The sequence below is a fragment of the Deinococcus yavapaiensis KR-236 genome (assembly GCF_003217515.1).
Taxonomy (GTDB): Bacteria; Deinococcota; Deinococci; order Deinococcales; family Deinococcaceae; genus Deinococcus_A; species Deinococcus_A yavapaiensis.
Genome location: NZ_QJSX01000003.1, coordinates 1 through 14,524, shown reverse-complemented (window position 1 = coordinate 14,524; position 14,524 = coordinate 1). Strand labels below are relative to the sequence as shown.

Below are 14,524 nucleotides of genomic sequence, written 5' to 3'. Positions count from 1 at the left end.
CACACCATTCTTACTTCAAGGGTCTATGAAGCCCCGTACAGTGTACCGAAGATCGAGGACGATCACACACGGTCGCCCAAACGTCGCACTCGTGCGCGGTCGAGTTTGCCGGAAGCGGTGCGCGGCAACTCGGCAACGAACGTGACCTCTTTTGGCCGAAGGGCCTTCGGCAAGAGGCGGGCGAGGTCGCTTCGCAAGCGAACGGCGGCCTCGGGAACTTCCGGGGCGGACACCACCAGCATCCCGAGCACTTGGCCGTACTCCTCGTCGGGCAAACCGAACACGGCGCACGCCCGCACGTACGTCAAGGTCTCGACGCGAACTTCGACGGCCTCGGGCGAGACGTTCTCCCCGCCGCAAATCAGCAGGTCGTCGAGGCGTCCCTCCAAATGCAACCAGCCCGACGTGTCGAGCCGACCGATATCGCCGGTAGCGACTTCTCCCCCTGAAAGCGAGGACACGACGAGCGGGCTTCGCACGACGACTTCACCGAGTTCGCTCGGCGGGGCGCACGCTCCGTCGCGCCGCCGAACCGACACACGCACCCCCGGCAAGACGCGACCGACCGAATCGGGCGCGGCGAGCAGCCGCGAAGGCGTGGCGAGGGAAACGAGGCCCGCCTCGCTCGAGCCGTACAAATTGAACAAGACCGGGCCGAAGTGTGACAGGGCGCGCCGCGCGAGGGCGGCGCGCAACGGCGCCGATCCGCACACGATCGCGCGCAGTTCGGGAGCCCGCGCGTCCACGTCGATCAGACGGTGCAGGATCGTCGGAACGAGGACGAGCACCTCGATGTCGCGCTCGGCGAGCACCCGGGCGAACGCCTCGGTCGCGCCGCGCTCGAAGACGTGCAAGGGAGCGGCGAGCGCGAGGGCGCAGGCGAGCGCCGCGAGACCGTGCCCGTGGAACATCGGGAGGGTCAGCAGGGTCGGCGCGTGCATTCTCAGCGGCAGGTGAGACGCGAGGTGCGCGAGGATCGGGAGGACGAGCAACGACTTCGAGCGTCGCTCGACCGCCTTGGGAGGTCCCGTGCTGCCCGACGTGAGAACGACGAGGCCGCTCTTCGCGCGCCGCGCGGCGCGGCGCGGCGTATCGTCGCGTCGCAGGGCACGCATCTCGGAAGTGGACCAAGCGGGCGTGTCGTCTTCGCGGCGCTCGCCCGTGAACTCGTCGTCGGCGAGCAGCAGTCGAACGTCGTGCCGCTCGCACGCCTCGCGCACCTCGCGGGCGGACCACGTCGTGTTGAGAAGCACGACGCGCCGCCCGTCGCGCTCGCAAGCCAAAAGGGCCTCCACGAACGTCGCGTGGTTACGCATCAGCAACCCGACCGTTCCGTTCCCGGAAAGGCGGGCGGTCAGCGCGTCGGCGAGCACGTTCGCTCTCGCGACGAGGGCTCGGTACGACGTCGATCCGTCGAGCTCGACGAGCGCGGTTCGGTCGGGAAAGCGCGCGGCCGTCCAGGCAGCGAGAGCGTACAAGTTCGGGCCGTGCCGAAGCGCGACCCTGACGGCTTGACGCACCGCGCTCACGGGCCGGCTTCTCAACAGACCCGTCGAAGCGAGCGCCGCCAGCACGCTCACGGCGTCTTCCCCGATCCGCCGCTCGCTTCACGGCGCCGCTCGTACGCCTCGGCGCGGCTCAGCGCCGCGTTCACGACGCCGGGCAGCAGCAGCGAGACGAGTTCCTGCGCGCCCAGCCACCACGGGGCGACGCGGCGACGCGGCGTCACGACGGCGCCCGCGACGACCCAGGCGGCGTCGAGCGGCGTGAGGGCGGGCAGTCGGTCGTACAGACCGCTCGCGGCGCTCATGCGCGTTCTCACGAGCGGCAAGTACACGCTGGCAACGCGCACCCCGAGCGGTTCGATCTCCCCGGCGACGCTGCCGAGCCACACGTCGAAGCCCGCCTTGCTGCCTTGATACGACGCCCATCTCGGCGCGGCGGGAGGCTTGGCGGACACCGTCGAGACGTTCACGATCCGCCCGCCGCCCGCCGCGATCATGCTCGGCAGCAAGGCGAGGAGCAGCGCGGCGGGACTCGTGAAGTTCACGGCGAGCGAGCGTTCGAGGTCGCGCCGTTCACGGGCGAGGAGGGCCGAGCGCCGAATGGACTTCCCGGCGTTGCTGATCACGACGTCCACCCGTGGATGCAGTCGCAGCAACGTCTCGACGAAGGCGTCGACGTCGTGCGGACGCGAAAGGTCGAGCGGCAAGACGGTCGCGCGTCCGCCCGCCGCTTCCACGGCGCGCGCCACCTCGCGCAGCCTGTCTTGCGTGCGCGCCGTGAGGACGACGTGCGCGCCCGCCGCGCCGAACAGCTTGGCGGTGGCTTCGCCGATGCCGAAGGACGCGCCCGTGATCAGCACCGTCTTTCCGCGCACGACCCGCCGCAACGACGTCAAGTCGCGGCAGCGCGGCGGGGACAACAAGAAGCGTGCGAAGGTCGACACGTCAGCTCGCCCTCAAGCCGTCGGGAATGCCTCGCCGACTCGCCGCCCACGCGCCCGGCAAGGCCGCGAAACCGCCGATCAGGACGCTGACGACCGAGACCGACGAGACGACGCTCCAAGTCGTCACGGTGGCTCGCACGCCGAGCGTGACCTCCGTGACGAGGCCGAGCGCGAAACTCAGCAGACAACCGGCCAGCAAGCCCGCCGCGCCGCCCGCGCACGCGAGCAGCACGCCGTCCAAGACGATCAGCCCTGCCGCTTGGGCGGGCCGCAAGCCGAGGGCGCGAAGCACGGCGAGCTCGACGCGGCGTTCGAAGCTCGCCATCGTGATCGTCGTGAGGACGCTCAGGAAGCCGACCAGCAGGGCGACGCTCGCGAGCGCCCACTGCGAGGCGTCCACGCCTCGCAGCAGCCGAGCGACGACTTCACGTGCGGCGCGCTGCGTGTGCACCTCGGCGTCGACTCGCTCCGTCAGCTTTCGCGCGACGAAGGGCACGTCCGCGTCGCGGGCGACTTCCACGGCGACGAGCGACACGAAACCCGGAACGTCCAAGGCGCGTTGCAGAGTGCCGAGCGGCGCGATCACGAAGGCGTCCGTGAGGGTGGAAGTACGCTCCATCACGCCGACGACGTTCACGCGCTCGCGCACCGTGAGATCCACGGCGTCCCCGACGCGCACCCCGAGGCGGCGAGCGACGGCGTCGCCGAGCACGACGACCGAGGCGTCTTCGTCTTCCGGCCGCATCATTCGGCCGCTCGCCGCCCGGACGTAAGGATAGACGCGCTGAAACCCTGCCGACGCCGGAATCCCGTAAAGGGTGACGTGAAGCCCGCCGCGCTCCTGAGGCGCCAAGATGACGGGCGTGACGTGCGTGAGCTGCAACGACGCTCGTTGCGCCTCGACTTGCCGCACCACGCTCTCGCTCATGTCGGGCGGCGGCGCGAGGGACTGCAACAGTCCCGCCCGCGAGACTTGCAGTTGCGGACGGATGCTGTTCACTTGCGCGTTCACGGCGGCGCGCAAACCGACGGCGAGCGACAAGAAGACCGTGAGGCCCGCCGTGGCGACGGCCACGGCGACCATCGTGAGGATCGAACGCACTCGCCGCGCCCGCAAGCCGCGCCACGACAAGTGCACGAAGTCTGCCGCGCTCGCCACGATCACCTCACCGCGGCGAGCGCGCCCACCGCGAAGCGAGTTCGGGCTGGGCGCGCTCGCCGCGGTGAAGGAATGGAAAGGCGGAGCATCCCCATCATTATAAAGGTTAGATGAAGCCTGACATTCGAGATGCTTCTCCTGACGCGCGCAGGTCGTTCACCTTCAGGCGAATGGCGCGCGGAAGTGGTACGTTGCCGCCTATGACGACTTCGGCTTCTACGAACCTGTTGTTGATCGTGCCGCACCCGGACGACGAGGTATACGGCGCGGCGGGCCTCATCATGCGCGCGACGGACGCGGGCGAGCGCGTCGCGCTCGTGACCCTCACGCGCGGCGAGAAAGGTCGCACGCTCGGCCTCGCCAACTCGCCCCAGGAACTCGCCGAGCTTCGCGAAGCCGAGCTTCGCGCATGTCTCGGCGTGCTCGGCGTGCAGGAACACCGTCACCTGACGTACCCGGACGGTGGCCTGAAGGACGTGGACGTCTCGGAGCTCGCGGGCGTCGCGGCGAACGCCATTGGCGAGTTGCGGCCACACGTCGTCCTGACCTTTCCTCCCAACGGCAGCAACGGCCACCCCGATCACGTCGCGACGTCCGCCGCCGTGCGGCGAGCCTTCGAATCGCTCGACGAGCGGCCCGAGTTGTGGTTCTACGCGGGCCCGCCGCCCGAGGATCCCAAGCTTTTGGAGGCGTACCTGCCGCCGAACGTCGAGATGGACGCGTCGCCGTACTTGGAACGCAAGCTCAAGGCGATCGCGCAGCACCGCACGCAAGCGTTGTCCACCGTGGACTTCATGCGCAAGTTCCCGGGCCGCATCCTGCGCGAGACGTTCCACCGCGTCGAACGGCCGAGCTGATCGGCTCGAATTCTCGACGGCCGTGAAGTTTCCCGGTCGAGGCGCCTCAAGACTTTGTTAAGCTGAATTGTGATCCAAGAACGAGGAGTGCTTTCGTCCGGCGTGCGCGGCGACGGGCAACCGGCCGTTGTCGTGCGCGGACTCAGTAAACGTTACGGGCGCGTTCCCATTCTCGACTCCATCGACCTCACGGTGAGCAGCGGAGAAGTCTTCGCGCTCACCGGACCCAACGGCGCGGGCAAGACGACGCTCATTCGCTGCATCACGGGCCTCGCGTTTCCCTCCAGCGGCGAAGTCACCCTCATGGGACGCAACGTCCACGAGGAAGGCAGCCGGGCGCGCGCCACGCTCGGAGCGGTCGTGGAAGCGCCCGCGAAGTTCTACACGCGCTTCACGGGGGCCGAGAACTTGCGACTTCACGCGCGTCTCGCTTCGCAAGGTGCGCGCGGCGCGCGCGTGAACGACGCGCGCATTCGTGAAGTGCTCGCGCTCGTGGAGCTCACGCGCATGGCGGACCGCCGGGTCGGCGAGTACTCGCTGGGGCAGCGGCAGCGGCTGGGCGTGGCGAGCGCCATTCTCGCGCAGCCGGAAGTGCTGATCCTCGACGAGCCGACGTCGGGACTCGACCCGCTCGGAATCGGCCTCATTCACCGCATCGTGTCGGACCATGCCGCGTCGGGCGGCGCCGTCATCTTGTCGTCGCACCACTTGAGGGAAATCGCGGCGTACGCGCACACCGTCGGCATCCTGGCGGGCGGGCGTCTCGTGGACACCGTGGACTTGAGCGCGCGCCACAGCGCCTTCCGCTTTCGTGTCGACGATCCGAGCCGCGCGGCGTCGATCATGAGCACCCTCGATTTCGTCAACCGCGCGACCGTTCGCACTCCGTACGCCGTCGCGGAGCTTCGCGACGAAGCGTTCGTGCCCGACGTTCTCGCGCGGCTCGCGTTCGAGGGCGTGCGCGTGCTGGAAGCCGCGCCCGACTTGTTCGACCTCTACGAGTACTACCGCGAGCGGCTGGAAAAGTGACCCGGGGAAAGGTGACGTTCAAAAGGTGAAATTCGTATGCTGAGCTTGATCGCGTTGGAGTACCGCAAGCTGATCGGCTTTCGCTCCGTTCGGCTCGCGCTGATCGTGGCGGTGCTTCTGCCGTGGATTTGGAGTTTCGCGCCGAGGTTGCAAGACGTGTACAACCTCATTCTCGTGAGCGGCTGGCAAGTACCCGCCCTCGCCCTCATCACCGCCGCGCAATTCCTGCTGCCGATCTTCGTGGCCGTCACGAGCGCCGAACTGATCGGCTCGGAAATCAGCAGCGGCACCCTCGCGCCGCTGCTGCTGCGTCCCTTGAGCCGCAGCAAGCTGCTCGCCGCGAAGCTGCTCACCGCCCTCACGTATCCGCTGCTGCTCGTCGGCGTGCTGCTGCTGGCCAGCCTGCTCGCCGGGGCTCGCTTCGGTTTCGCCGAGTTCGCGGGTGGAACGGGCTTCGGTGCGACCGGGTTCGTGGGGCAAGGTCTGTTGTCTCCGAGCGCCGCCCTCGGCGACATCGTGCGCGGCTTCCTGCTCGCCGCGGCGACCTTGATGCCGATCGCGGCCCTCGCCTTGCTGTTCGGCGTGCTGTACCTCAACACGGCGGCGGCGGCCCTCGCGACCATCGCGACGCTGCTGCTCATGCGGCTGCTGGTGGTGTTCCCCATCAACTTCCAGCAACTGCTGCTCACGACGCACCTCGACGCGTACGTGCAGCCCGACCCCAGCGCAGTCACGCGCTCGCTCATCCTGCTCGCCATCTACACGGTCGGCTTCGGCCTGCTGTCCGTGTTCACCTTCGAGCGCAAGGACGTCTGACATCTCCTCGCAAGCGGGAGGCCCGACTTGGGCCTCCCGCTTGCGTTCAGACAAGCTGTTTATAGTGTCCTCGTGACGACGTTCCTTCCTTGGCCGCGCGGCGTGCTGTTCGATATGGACGGCGTGCTGACACACAACAACGCGTTTCATCGCCTGGCGTGGCGCGAGGTGGCGCGCGAACTTTTGAAGCTCGACCTCAGCGATCACGACCTCGACACGAAAGTCGACGGGGGCCGCAATCCCGAGATCATGGAGCGCCTCACGGGACGCGCGCCGTCGGCGGCCGAGGCGCTCGCCCTGCACGTCGCGAAAGAGGAGCGCTACCGAGACCTCGCCCTGGGCGCCCTGCGTGAAGTGACGGGCCTCGGCGCGTACCTCGACTTGCTCGACGACCGAGGCATTCCGTACGCCCTCGTGACGAGCGCCGACGAGCAAAACGTCGAGTTCGGTCTCGACGCCCTCGGCCTCACGGGACGCTTCGAGGCGCGCGTGCTCGGATCGGACGTCGAGCGGGGCAAGCCGCACCCCGAGCCGTACTTGAAGGGCGCGGACCTGCTGGGCTTGCCGCCGACCGTGTGCCTCGCGCACGAGGACGCCATCAGCGGAGTGAGAAGCGCGGCGCAGGCGGGTTGCTTCGTGTGCGGCATCACGACGACGCAAAGCGCGGACGCTCTCGTGGACGCCGGCGCGACATGGGCAGTGCCCGACTTCGCGACATGGCTCGCCGTCCTTCCCTTTCGAGACGACGCTTGAAAGGTGCGGACGCCGAGGACCTCGCCTTGAAGCACCTGCTGGACGAGGGACACGAGTTGCTCGCCCGCAACTTTCGCGTGCCTGGCGGTGAGCTGGACCTCGTCACACGGCAAAAGGGCGTGGTCGTGTTCACGGAAGTCAAGCACCGCCACGCCACGTCGCACGGCGCGGCCGCCGAGATGCTCACGGCGCGCAAACTCGCCTTGCTGCGTCGCACCGCCGCCTTCTTTCTCCACAAGACCTTCGGGCGCGACGACGTGCCGTGTCGTTTCGACTTCGTCGCCATTCAAGGCGACGTGTCGCGAGGAACGCTGCTTCACTTGGAGAACGTGGAGTGAAGAGCGCTCTGAAGCGTATGCTGCGGCCATGAGCCAACCCTCGGCTGTGCTGGACCGATTCGAAGCGAACCTCGCGCTCGTCCACAACTTGTTCGACGACGTGACCGAAGAGCGCCTCAAGGAAGAGCGCGTGCCCGGCAAGTGGAGCGCGCACGCGAACCTCGCGCACCTCGGGCAGTTCCACGACGCGATGCGCGAGCGCGTCGGGTGGATTCTTTCGCAGGACGACCCGAAGTTCACGCGCTTCAACCCGGACACGCATCCCGACACGGCGGTGTGGACGGCGAAGTCGAAGGCGCAGTTGCTGCAGGATTTCGAGGCGGAGCGCCGCAAGCTTCTCGCGGAACTGCGCGCCTTGCCGCCCGAAGCTTGGCAGCGAATCGGCACGCACGGCGTGTTCGGTACGAAGACGCTGGCGGGCTGGCTGGAGTTCTGGCTGCAGCACGAAGGGCACCACCTCTACACCGCGCTCGTGCGCGCCAAGACCTGAGCGGCCACGCCGCACGATACAGTGGCCTCACATGAGCACCCCGAGCGCCGAAATTCCGACGCGTGCCGTCAACCACTTCGCCTTGTCGGCTTTCTGGTTCGGCACGAGCTTCCACTGGCTGTTGCTGCTGCTCATCTTGATTCCCGCCAACGTCTCGCATTTCGTCGGTGACGCCGCCAAAGGCTCGTACCTCGGCTTGCTGCTCGGCACGGGCGCCATCGTCGCGCTCGTCTTGCCGCCCATCGTCGGAGCGTACTCCGACCGCGTCGGCAAGCGCATGGCTTTGCTGCGCGCCGGCATGCTGATCAATGTGCTCGGGCTCGCCGTCATGGGCGGCGCGTCCATACTGCTGGATAGCTTCACGGGCTACGTCGTGTACTTTCTCGGGTACATGATCGTTCAGTTCGGCAACAACCTCGCGACGGCGCCGTACACCGCCCTCATTCCGCAACTCGTCGCGCCCGAGCAGCGCGGACGAGCGAGCGGCGCGATGGCGTTCTTGCAGGCGAGCGGGCAACTGCTCGGAGCGATCGCGTTCCTCGTCGTGAGCGCCTTGAAGCTTCCGGCGCTCGCGTCGTTCGCTTTGGTCGCCGTCGTGCTGTTCGTGGCGGCGAGCATCACCGTGCGCTTCGTGCCGGAACCGCCTCCCGTGCAGCGCGAACAAGGCGAGAAGTTGTCGGTGTGGCAATTGTTCACCTTCAACGCCTTCTTGTGGGTGTTCGTCACGCGCGTCTTCTTCAGCCTCGGGCAGTACAGCGTCCAGCCGTTCATCCAGTTCTACATGGGTGACGTCCTCGGACAGCGGGCGAACGCGGCGACGCTCACGAGCGTCATGCTGGTGTGCATCATCGCCGGAAGCGTCACGACCGCCCTCACGGCAGGCCGTTTCGCCGACCGTTTCGGCCGCAAGCCCGTCATCTACGTCGCGGGCACCCTCATGGCGACGTGCGCCTTGCTGTTCTTGGTCGCGCCGAACCTTCCCGTCGCCCTCGCGCTCGCCGTCGTGTTCGGCTTCGGCTTCGGGGCGTTCAACTCCGTCGATTGGGCGCTCGGCGCGGACGCCTTGCCGAGCGCGAAGAGTTACGCACGCGACATGGGCGTGTGGCACGTGGCGGCGGTCGCGCCGCAACTGTCGAGCGCGCCGCAAGGATTCTTGCTCGATTGGGGGAACGGGCGCGGCGACAACCTCGGCTACGTCCTCGTGTTCGGCTTGGCGGCGGCGTTCTTCATGCTCGGCGTGATCCTCGTGCGCAACATCAGAAACGTTCGTTGAAGGAACGGCGATAAGGCGCGGTCAGCTCCTCGGCGTCCAAGCGGGAGGCGAGATCGAGAAATACATCGTCATGCGCGGGATTCGTCCAAGACGGCGACTGCACGAGCAGCACGGCCTCGACGCTCTCGGCGGGCGGCAGGGCGTCTCCTCTGCTCAAGGCCACGAAAGGCGCGACGTCGGGCCGAGCCTGCTCGATCTCGCCGCGCGTGCGACCGAGGTCGAAGCCCTCGGCGACCCGCACGTTCTCGTGCCACGCCGGGTAGACGCACGTGTAGCGCGTGACGAGCTGGCGCTTCAGGGCGAGGCCCGCCCAGTTGCCGGGCCGCACGCGCTCGGGATCGCCCGAAGAGCTGTACAAGTCGTGGTGACTGTCGAAGTTCACGACCTCGCGCCGCGGAAAGCGTTCGAGCCACGCCCAAGCGGAAGCGTGACTCCACGCCACGAAGGTCGGTCTTCCCATGTACCGCGAGAGTCCGGTGGGATCGCCGTGCAAAGGGAAGTCTTCGGCGAGCACCTCCCAGTCTGCCCCGCCCCGCTTGCGCGCCCGCGCTCGCCACGCCTCGACGCGGTCCTCCTCGCGGTCGCGCGAACCCCAAATCGGCGCGTCGAACGTGTGTTCGACGGTGCCGCTGTAGTAATCCCAGTCGACCGACAGCAGCATCTCAGCGCGGAGCGAGGCTGCCGCCTCGCCCGAGACGCGCGAAGGGAATCGTCACTTCGACCGCGCACGGAGCGGCGACGTGCGGCACGTACGTCGGCCACAGAGTCACGCCGTCCTTCGTCAGGAAGGCGCGGTAATCCTCGAAGGTCACGGCGGCTCGATTCGAGAGCGTCTCTTCGCACGGCGGCTCGCCCTCTTGCTTGAAGCCGCGCCTGTACTCCGCGTCGAGCGACTTCGCGGTGAGCGTCGGCCACAAGTCGGTGAGTTTCAAGGCGCGGCCCGTCCGCACGTTCAGCGTCAACCCGTCGATGTAGGCGTCGGGGTGGGCGCCGCCGCAGTAATAACCGACGTCCGAGCGTACGCTCAGCAAGGTGGCCGAGCGGTAGGTGATGGTGACGTCTTGCTCCCAACCTTCCTGCAAGTCGATGTCGCTGCGCTGGCTCAAGTCAGACAGGCACGACAACGCGTATTGCACGTCCTGCAGTTGCCGGTCCTGCAAAGCCGCGTTCACGGCCGCGCCGCTCGGCAAGCGCGGGTACGTTACCCCGGAGCGAGGCTCGCGCAGCCACGTCACGTCGCCCGCACGCTTGGCGACGACGAACGCGCGGTTCACTTTGACGAAGTTGTACGGATCCTTCGCTCGCAAGGCCAACAAGCCCGGCGAGGACGGCAGCGCGAGGGGAAGCGTCGCGACGTTCACGCGCTTCAAGGTGAACGGCAAGGTCCGCTTTCCGTCCGTCGTGCTCCACGTTCCCCGAAACGAATCGCCGCTCAAGGTGCCTCGAAAGGTCGCCGTGGCCTTGCGCTCGTCCGCCCCGAGTTCGAAGGCGGCATATTCGTTCACGGTGACGTTCGAGCCGCTTCGCCGGTACGCGAGGGGAACGTCGAGTCCCTTGGAGGTGTAGAAGTACGTGCTGTTCGACACGCTCCAATCGGACGTCGGCTCGTCGAGCTTCATCACGACGTCGAACGAGCCGACTCTGCCCGAGAAGACGCCCAAGGGGGCCGCGAGCGACGTGCCGACGAGGAGGACCGAGCTCAAGGCGAGAAAGCGCATGATTCAGTGTAGCGGCGAAGCGAAAAGCGAGCGCGGAGCGACTCGTACTCTCGCTCCGCGCTCGCTTTTCGCTCTTCTCAGTGCTTGCCGAAGTGACCGAGTTGCGGCACGTTCGGACGCCAATCGACGAGGCTCGTCACCTCGCCGTAGAGGTCGTACTCGTCGGCGTCCTCCACGCGAACCTTCACGATGTCGCCGATCTTGACCTGCCCGGCGAACTCGCCCGCGTACACGTACACTTGCCCGTCGATGCCGGGCGCGTCACCCTTCGTGCGACCCACGAGCTTCGTGCCGGGAAGCTCGTCGTCCTCGTCGTCGTTGAACTCGTCGACGATGACGTCCAGCTCACGGCCGACCTTCTCCTGCAGCTTTTCGGCGGAGATACGCTGAGCGACTTCCATGAACCTCGCGAGGCGCGCTTCCTTGACGGCCTCGGGCACGCGGCCTTCGAAGCGCGTCGCGTCGGCCTCCTCGACTTCGGAGTAGGTGAAGGCGCCCACGCGGTCGAGGCGCGCTTCCTCCAAAAAGTCGAGCAGCATCTGGAAGTCCTCCTCGGTCTCGCCGGGAAACCCCACGATGAACGTCGAGCGGATGACGAGGTCCGGGCAGATGTCGCGCCAGCGCTTGATGGTCTCGAGTTGCTTGCCCGCGCCCGGACGGCGCATCGCGCGCAAGACGTTCGGCGAAGCGTGCTGAAGGGGCACGTCGAGGTACGGCAAGATCTTGCCCTGCGCCATGAGCTCCACGATCTTGTCGACGTGCGGATACGGGTAGACGTAGTGCATGCGCACCCACGCGCCCATCTCGCCGAGCTTCACGGCGAGGTCCGTGAGGTGCGCCCGCACCTGCTCGCCTTGGAATTCGCTGTCACGGTGACGAATGTCCACGCCGTACGCGGACGTGTCCTGGGAGATCACCATGATCTCCTTCGTTCCCGCGGCGATCAAGCGAAACGCCTCGTACAAGACTTCGCCCGCGTCACGCGACACTTGCAGGCCGCGCAGCTTGGGGATGATGCAAAACGCGCACTTGTGGTTGCAGCCTTCGGCGATCTTGAGGTACGCGTAGTGGCGCGGCGTGAGCTTCACGTCGCCGGGAATGAGGCTCGTGAAAGGATTCGTGTCGGGCGGAATGAGATCGTGAATGGCGCTCATGACGCCCTCCACGTCCTGAGAACCCGTGATGGCCGCGACCTTCGGGTGACGCTCCAAGATCTGCTCGGGCCGCTCGCCGAGGCAGCCCGTGACGATGACTTTCCCCGTCGCGTCGAGCGCTTCGCCGATCGCACTGAGCGACTCTTCCACGGCGGGCGTGATGAAACCGCAGGTGTTCACGATGACGGTGTCGGCGTCCTCGTATGTCGGCGCGATTTGGTACCCTTCCGCGCGCAGTTGCGTGAGGATGCGCTCCGAGTCCACGAGGGCCTTCGGGCACCCGAGGCTGATGAAGCCCACCTTCTTGATGTCGTTGTTCGTCTCGAAAGAGGCTGGAACCTCGGGAATCGCCGTCATAACCAAAGGAGGATTGTACTAAGGTGAAGGCACGGCAAAGGGCGTTTCGGACACCTTACGCCGCCAAGCCAAACGGCCTTCACCATTGGCGCGCGGTCCTCAACGTCGAGGCGTGGGCCAAGTGGTGCTCGCCGTGCCAAGCGTACAGTTGCACCAACTCGTCGAGCGTGTACGAGCGGCGCGACTCGGGGTGAACGAACGTGCGCGCCCAAGCCTCGTCGGGAAGCGACCTCAGCAAGGAGGTCCAACGCTCGTGCAGCGCTTCGAGCAGTTGCAAGGAGGGCTCGATGGGTTTCACGCTGTCGGGCAAGTTCGCCCAGGCTTCCTCGTTGTACGGCTTGATGGTCGGAGCGTCCTCGGTGAGGGCGAGCTTCGTGCGGACGTACGCGTTGAGGTGACTGTCGGGCACGTGATGCGCGAGCTGCCGCAGCGTCCAGCCGCCCTCGCGGTAAGGCGCGTCGAGTTGCTCGTCGCTCAAGTCACCCAGCGCGGCTCGAAAACGGCCGGGAAGCTCGGCGATCCGGTCGATGCAGGCCGTTCGCCCTCGAGGCGTCAACGCGCTCGTCAAGTTCGGTCGGCCGATAGGATAGCGAGGATCACTCATCGGCGTCCTTGCGCGTCCAGCGGTCCTTGTCGCGCGTCTCGAACTTCGTCATGACGCGGTCGAATCCACGCTCCAGGCTCAAGCCGCGCTCGTTGGCCATGCAGATCATCACGAACAGCAAGTCGGCGAGCTCGGCTTCCAAGTCGCCCTCGTCCTCGCCGGGCTTCGGTGTCTTGCCGCTGAAGTGCGACACGACGCGCGCGACCTCGCCGACTTCCTCGGTGAGGCGCGCCAGCATGAGGAGCGGCGGAAAGTATCCTTCCTTGAACTGCGAGATGTACGCGTCGACGCGCTCGCCGGCATCGCGGAACGTGAGGCTCATGCCAGCGAGTGTAACGCGAACGACGACCGCCTCGTCGGGCGGTCGTCGTCGAACGTACGGTCAGCGGATGGTGAAGAACGTCTCGGCGACGTCGCGCTGCGACGCGCCGACGGGTTGCAGGTACGTGTCGGTGTACGTCCGCCAGCCGTTCTGGTCGTAGCGCCCGCTGAACACGATCTGCGCGGTGGCACGATTCGTGGTGAAGATCGCGCGCACGCGTTGAACGCCGCGCGGCGGCGTGAGGTCGAAGGTGAAGGCGTCGCTCGGGCGAGGAAACAAGGTCGTGCCCGCCGGAACGTACGTGTCGCGCACGAGGACGTTGCCGTACCCGTCGGGATCCAGGGACACGAGCGTGACGTAGCCGGACGCGCGCGTCGTGAAGCGGAAGCGAACACGCTCCCCGACGAAGTAGGTGCTGCCCTCGCCGCGGTCCGGTTGCAGATCGGCGATGAGGTTGCTGCTCGAAGCGGTCACGGACACGCCGGGCCGCACGGCGACGGTACACGCGCTGAGAGCCAGCGCGCCAAGGGTGAGAAGCATAACGTTCTTCATACGGTCAGCGTACGAATGAGGTCTGACGCGTGACTGACCACTTTCTGAAGTGTTCTTCGCCGGAACGTTCACCTAAATGCAAGAGGTACGAGTTTCACCTCGCGCGGCGCGTACTAGCATGAAGGCATGCGTGAAACGCTGAGATGCGTCTTTTTCTTCCTGCTGCTTTTGGGCGCGGCGACGGCGCAGGCACCGTACACGGTCGGCGACTTCCTACGCGACTTGGACGCGGGCCGTGTCCAATCCGTCACCCTGGACGCGCTCGGCAACGCCAACGTGCGAATTCGGGGCGCCGACCGCGAGGAGAACATCGCGGTGCAGGCGACGCCCAACTTGCTGCAGCGAATGCGCGCGGCGGGCGCGGACGTCGTCGTTCGGCGCACGGGCAATTCCCTTTCGTGGTTGACGTCTTTGTTGCCAATCGTCCTGCTCGGCCTCATCCTCTTCGTGTTTTGGCGCTCCATGCGCGGCGGCGCGGGCGGCGGCGCCAACAACAACTTCGGTCGCTCTCGCGCCCACGTTTTCACCGAAGGGCAAGTCAAGGTGACGTTTTCAGAGGTGGCGGGATGCGACGAAGCCAAAGCGGACTTGGTGGAAGTCGTGGAGTTCCTCAAAAACCCCGAACGCTTCCACTCGCTCGGCGCCCGCATTCC

Annotated in this window: 16 protein-coding genes and 1 pseudogene; 8 read left to right on the top strand and 9 right to left on the bottom strand. The window is 66.8% G+C overall.

The annotated features are described in order from the left end of the window. Nucleotides 1-62: 62 nt before the first annotated feature. The 3 genes from DES52_RS04265 to DES52_RS04255 are packed head-to-tail and all read right to left on the bottom strand — an operon-like array spanning nucleotide 63 to nucleotide 3,608. The gene (locus DES52_RS04265) at nucleotides 63-1,580 is read right to left on the bottom strand and encodes a class I adenylate-forming enzyme family protein (protein WP_110885561.1); all 1,518 of its coding nucleotides are present in this window, start codon (nucleotides 1,578-1,580) and stop codon (nucleotides 63-65) included. Continuing rightward, nucleotides 1,577-2,449: an SDR family NAD(P)-dependent oxidoreductase gene (locus DES52_RS04260; protein WP_110885560.1), complete on the bottom strand. Its 873-nt coding sequence runs from the start codon at nucleotides 2,447-2,449 to the stop codon at nucleotides 1,577-1,579. The genes DES52_RS04265 and DES52_RS04260 overlap by 4 nt, the downstream gene beginning before the upstream one ends. Nucleotide 2,450: 1 nt before the next feature. Then, the gene (locus tag DES52_RS04255) at nucleotides 2,451-3,608 is read right to left on the bottom strand and encodes an ABC transporter permease (protein ID WP_245900695.1); all 1,158 of its coding nucleotides are present in this window, start codon (nucleotides 3,606-3,608) and stop codon (nucleotides 2,451-2,453) included. A 200-nt stretch (nucleotides 3,609-3,808) separates the two neighbouring features. Here DES52_RS04255 and DES52_RS04250 point away from each other — a divergent pair, with 200 nt between their 5' ends. The 7 genes from DES52_RS04250 to DES52_RS04220 all read left to right on the top strand — a co-directional run bounded on the left by DES52_RS04250 (nucleotide 3,809) and on the right by DES52_RS04220 (nucleotide 9,164). Beyond that, the gene (locus tag DES52_RS04250) at nucleotides 3,809-4,465 is read left to right on the top strand and encodes a PIG-L deacetylase family protein (RefSeq protein WP_110885559.1); all 657 of its coding nucleotides are present in this window, start codon (nucleotides 3,809-3,811) and stop codon (nucleotides 4,463-4,465) included. Between the two features lie 69 nt (nucleotides 4,466-4,534). Then, nucleotides 4,535-5,494 carry an ABC transporter ATP-binding protein gene (locus DES52_RS04245; RefSeq protein ID WP_245900693.1) on the top strand — a complete coding sequence of 320 codons (960 nt, stop codon included), beginning with the start codon at nucleotides 4,535-4,537 and terminating at the stop codon, nucleotides 5,492-5,494. A gap of 36 nt (nucleotides 5,495-5,530) precedes the next feature. After that, complete coding sequence (locus tag DES52_RS04240) at nucleotides 5,531-6,310, top strand: ABC transporter permease (RefSeq protein WP_110885558.1); 780 nt, start codon at nucleotides 5,531-5,533, stop codon at nucleotides 6,308-6,310. A gap of 72 nt (nucleotides 6,311-6,382) precedes the next feature. Beyond that, nucleotides 6,383-7,063: an HAD family hydrolase gene (locus tag DES52_RS04235; RefSeq protein WP_245900691.1), complete on the top strand. Its 681-nt coding sequence runs from the start codon at nucleotides 6,383-6,385 to the stop codon at nucleotides 7,061-7,063. Beyond that, the gene (locus tag DES52_RS04230; protein WP_110885557.1) at nucleotides 7,060-7,401 is read left to right on the top strand and encodes a YraN family protein; all 342 of its coding nucleotides are present in this window, start codon (nucleotides 7,060-7,062) and stop codon (nucleotides 7,399-7,401) included. The genes DES52_RS04235 and DES52_RS04230 overlap by 4 nt, the downstream gene beginning before the upstream one ends. A 28-nt stretch (nucleotides 7,402-7,429) precedes the next feature. Next, nucleotides 7,430-7,891, top strand: a complete 462-nt coding sequence (locus tag DES52_RS04225; protein WP_110885556.1) for a DinB family protein — start codon at nucleotides 7,430-7,432, stop codon at nucleotides 7,889-7,891. 31 nt (nucleotides 7,892-7,922) lie between these two features. Continuing rightward, nucleotides 7,923-9,164, top strand: coding sequence for an MFS transporter (locus DES52_RS04220; RefSeq protein ID WP_110885555.1), 1,242 nt, complete (start codon nucleotides 7,923-7,925; stop codon nucleotides 9,162-9,164). On the opposite strand, the gene DES52_RS04215 is transcribed toward DES52_RS04220, so the two are convergent. The 6 genes from DES52_RS04215 to DES52_RS04190 all read right to left on the bottom strand — a co-directional run bounded on the left by DES52_RS04215 (nucleotide 9,148) and on the right by DES52_RS04190 (nucleotide 13,871). After that, on the bottom strand, nucleotides 9,148-9,825 hold the full coding sequence (locus DES52_RS04215; RefSeq protein ID WP_110885554.1) for an arginase: 678 nt from the start codon (nucleotides 9,823-9,825) through the stop codon (nucleotides 9,148-9,150). The two genes, DES52_RS04220 and DES52_RS04215, sit on opposite strands and share 17 nt — an antisense overlap. A gap of 1 nt (nucleotide 9,826) precedes the next feature. Continuing rightward, nucleotides 9,827-10,882, bottom strand: coding sequence for a hypothetical protein (locus tag DES52_RS04210; RefSeq protein WP_110885553.1), 1,056 nt, complete (start codon nucleotides 10,880-10,882; stop codon nucleotides 9,827-9,829). 77 nt (nucleotides 10,883-10,959) lie between these two features. Beyond that, nucleotides 10,960-12,393, bottom strand: coding sequence for a 30S ribosomal protein S12 methylthiotransferase RimO (gene rimO, locus DES52_RS04205; protein ID WP_110885552.1), 1,434 nt, complete (start codon nucleotides 12,391-12,393; stop codon nucleotides 10,960-10,962). A gap of 79 nt (nucleotides 12,394-12,472) precedes the next feature. Next, nucleotides 12,473-12,997 carry a YfiT family bacillithiol transferase gene (locus DES52_RS04200; protein ID WP_110885551.1) on the bottom strand — a complete coding sequence of 175 codons (525 nt, stop codon included), beginning with the start codon at nucleotides 12,995-12,997 and terminating at the stop codon, nucleotides 12,473-12,475. Continuing rightward, entirely contained in the window at nucleotides 12,990-13,319 is a 330-nt protein-coding gene (locus DES52_RS04195) for a nucleotide pyrophosphohydrolase (RefSeq protein WP_110885550.1), read from the bottom strand. Before DES52_RS04195 ends, DES52_RS04200 begins: the two co-directional genes overlap by 8 nt. Before the next feature lie 60 nt (nucleotides 13,320-13,379). Continuing rightward, entirely contained in the window at nucleotides 13,380-13,871 is a 492-nt protein-coding gene (locus DES52_RS04190) for a DUF4384 domain-containing protein (RefSeq protein ID WP_110885549.1), read from the bottom strand. A 126-nt stretch (nucleotides 13,872-13,997) separates the two neighbouring features. Here DES52_RS04190 and DES52_RS04185 point away from each other — a divergent pair. Next, a pseudogene (locus DES52_RS04185) lies at nucleotides 13,998-14,524 on the top strand (ATP-dependent zinc metalloprotease FtsH); the annotation flags it as partial.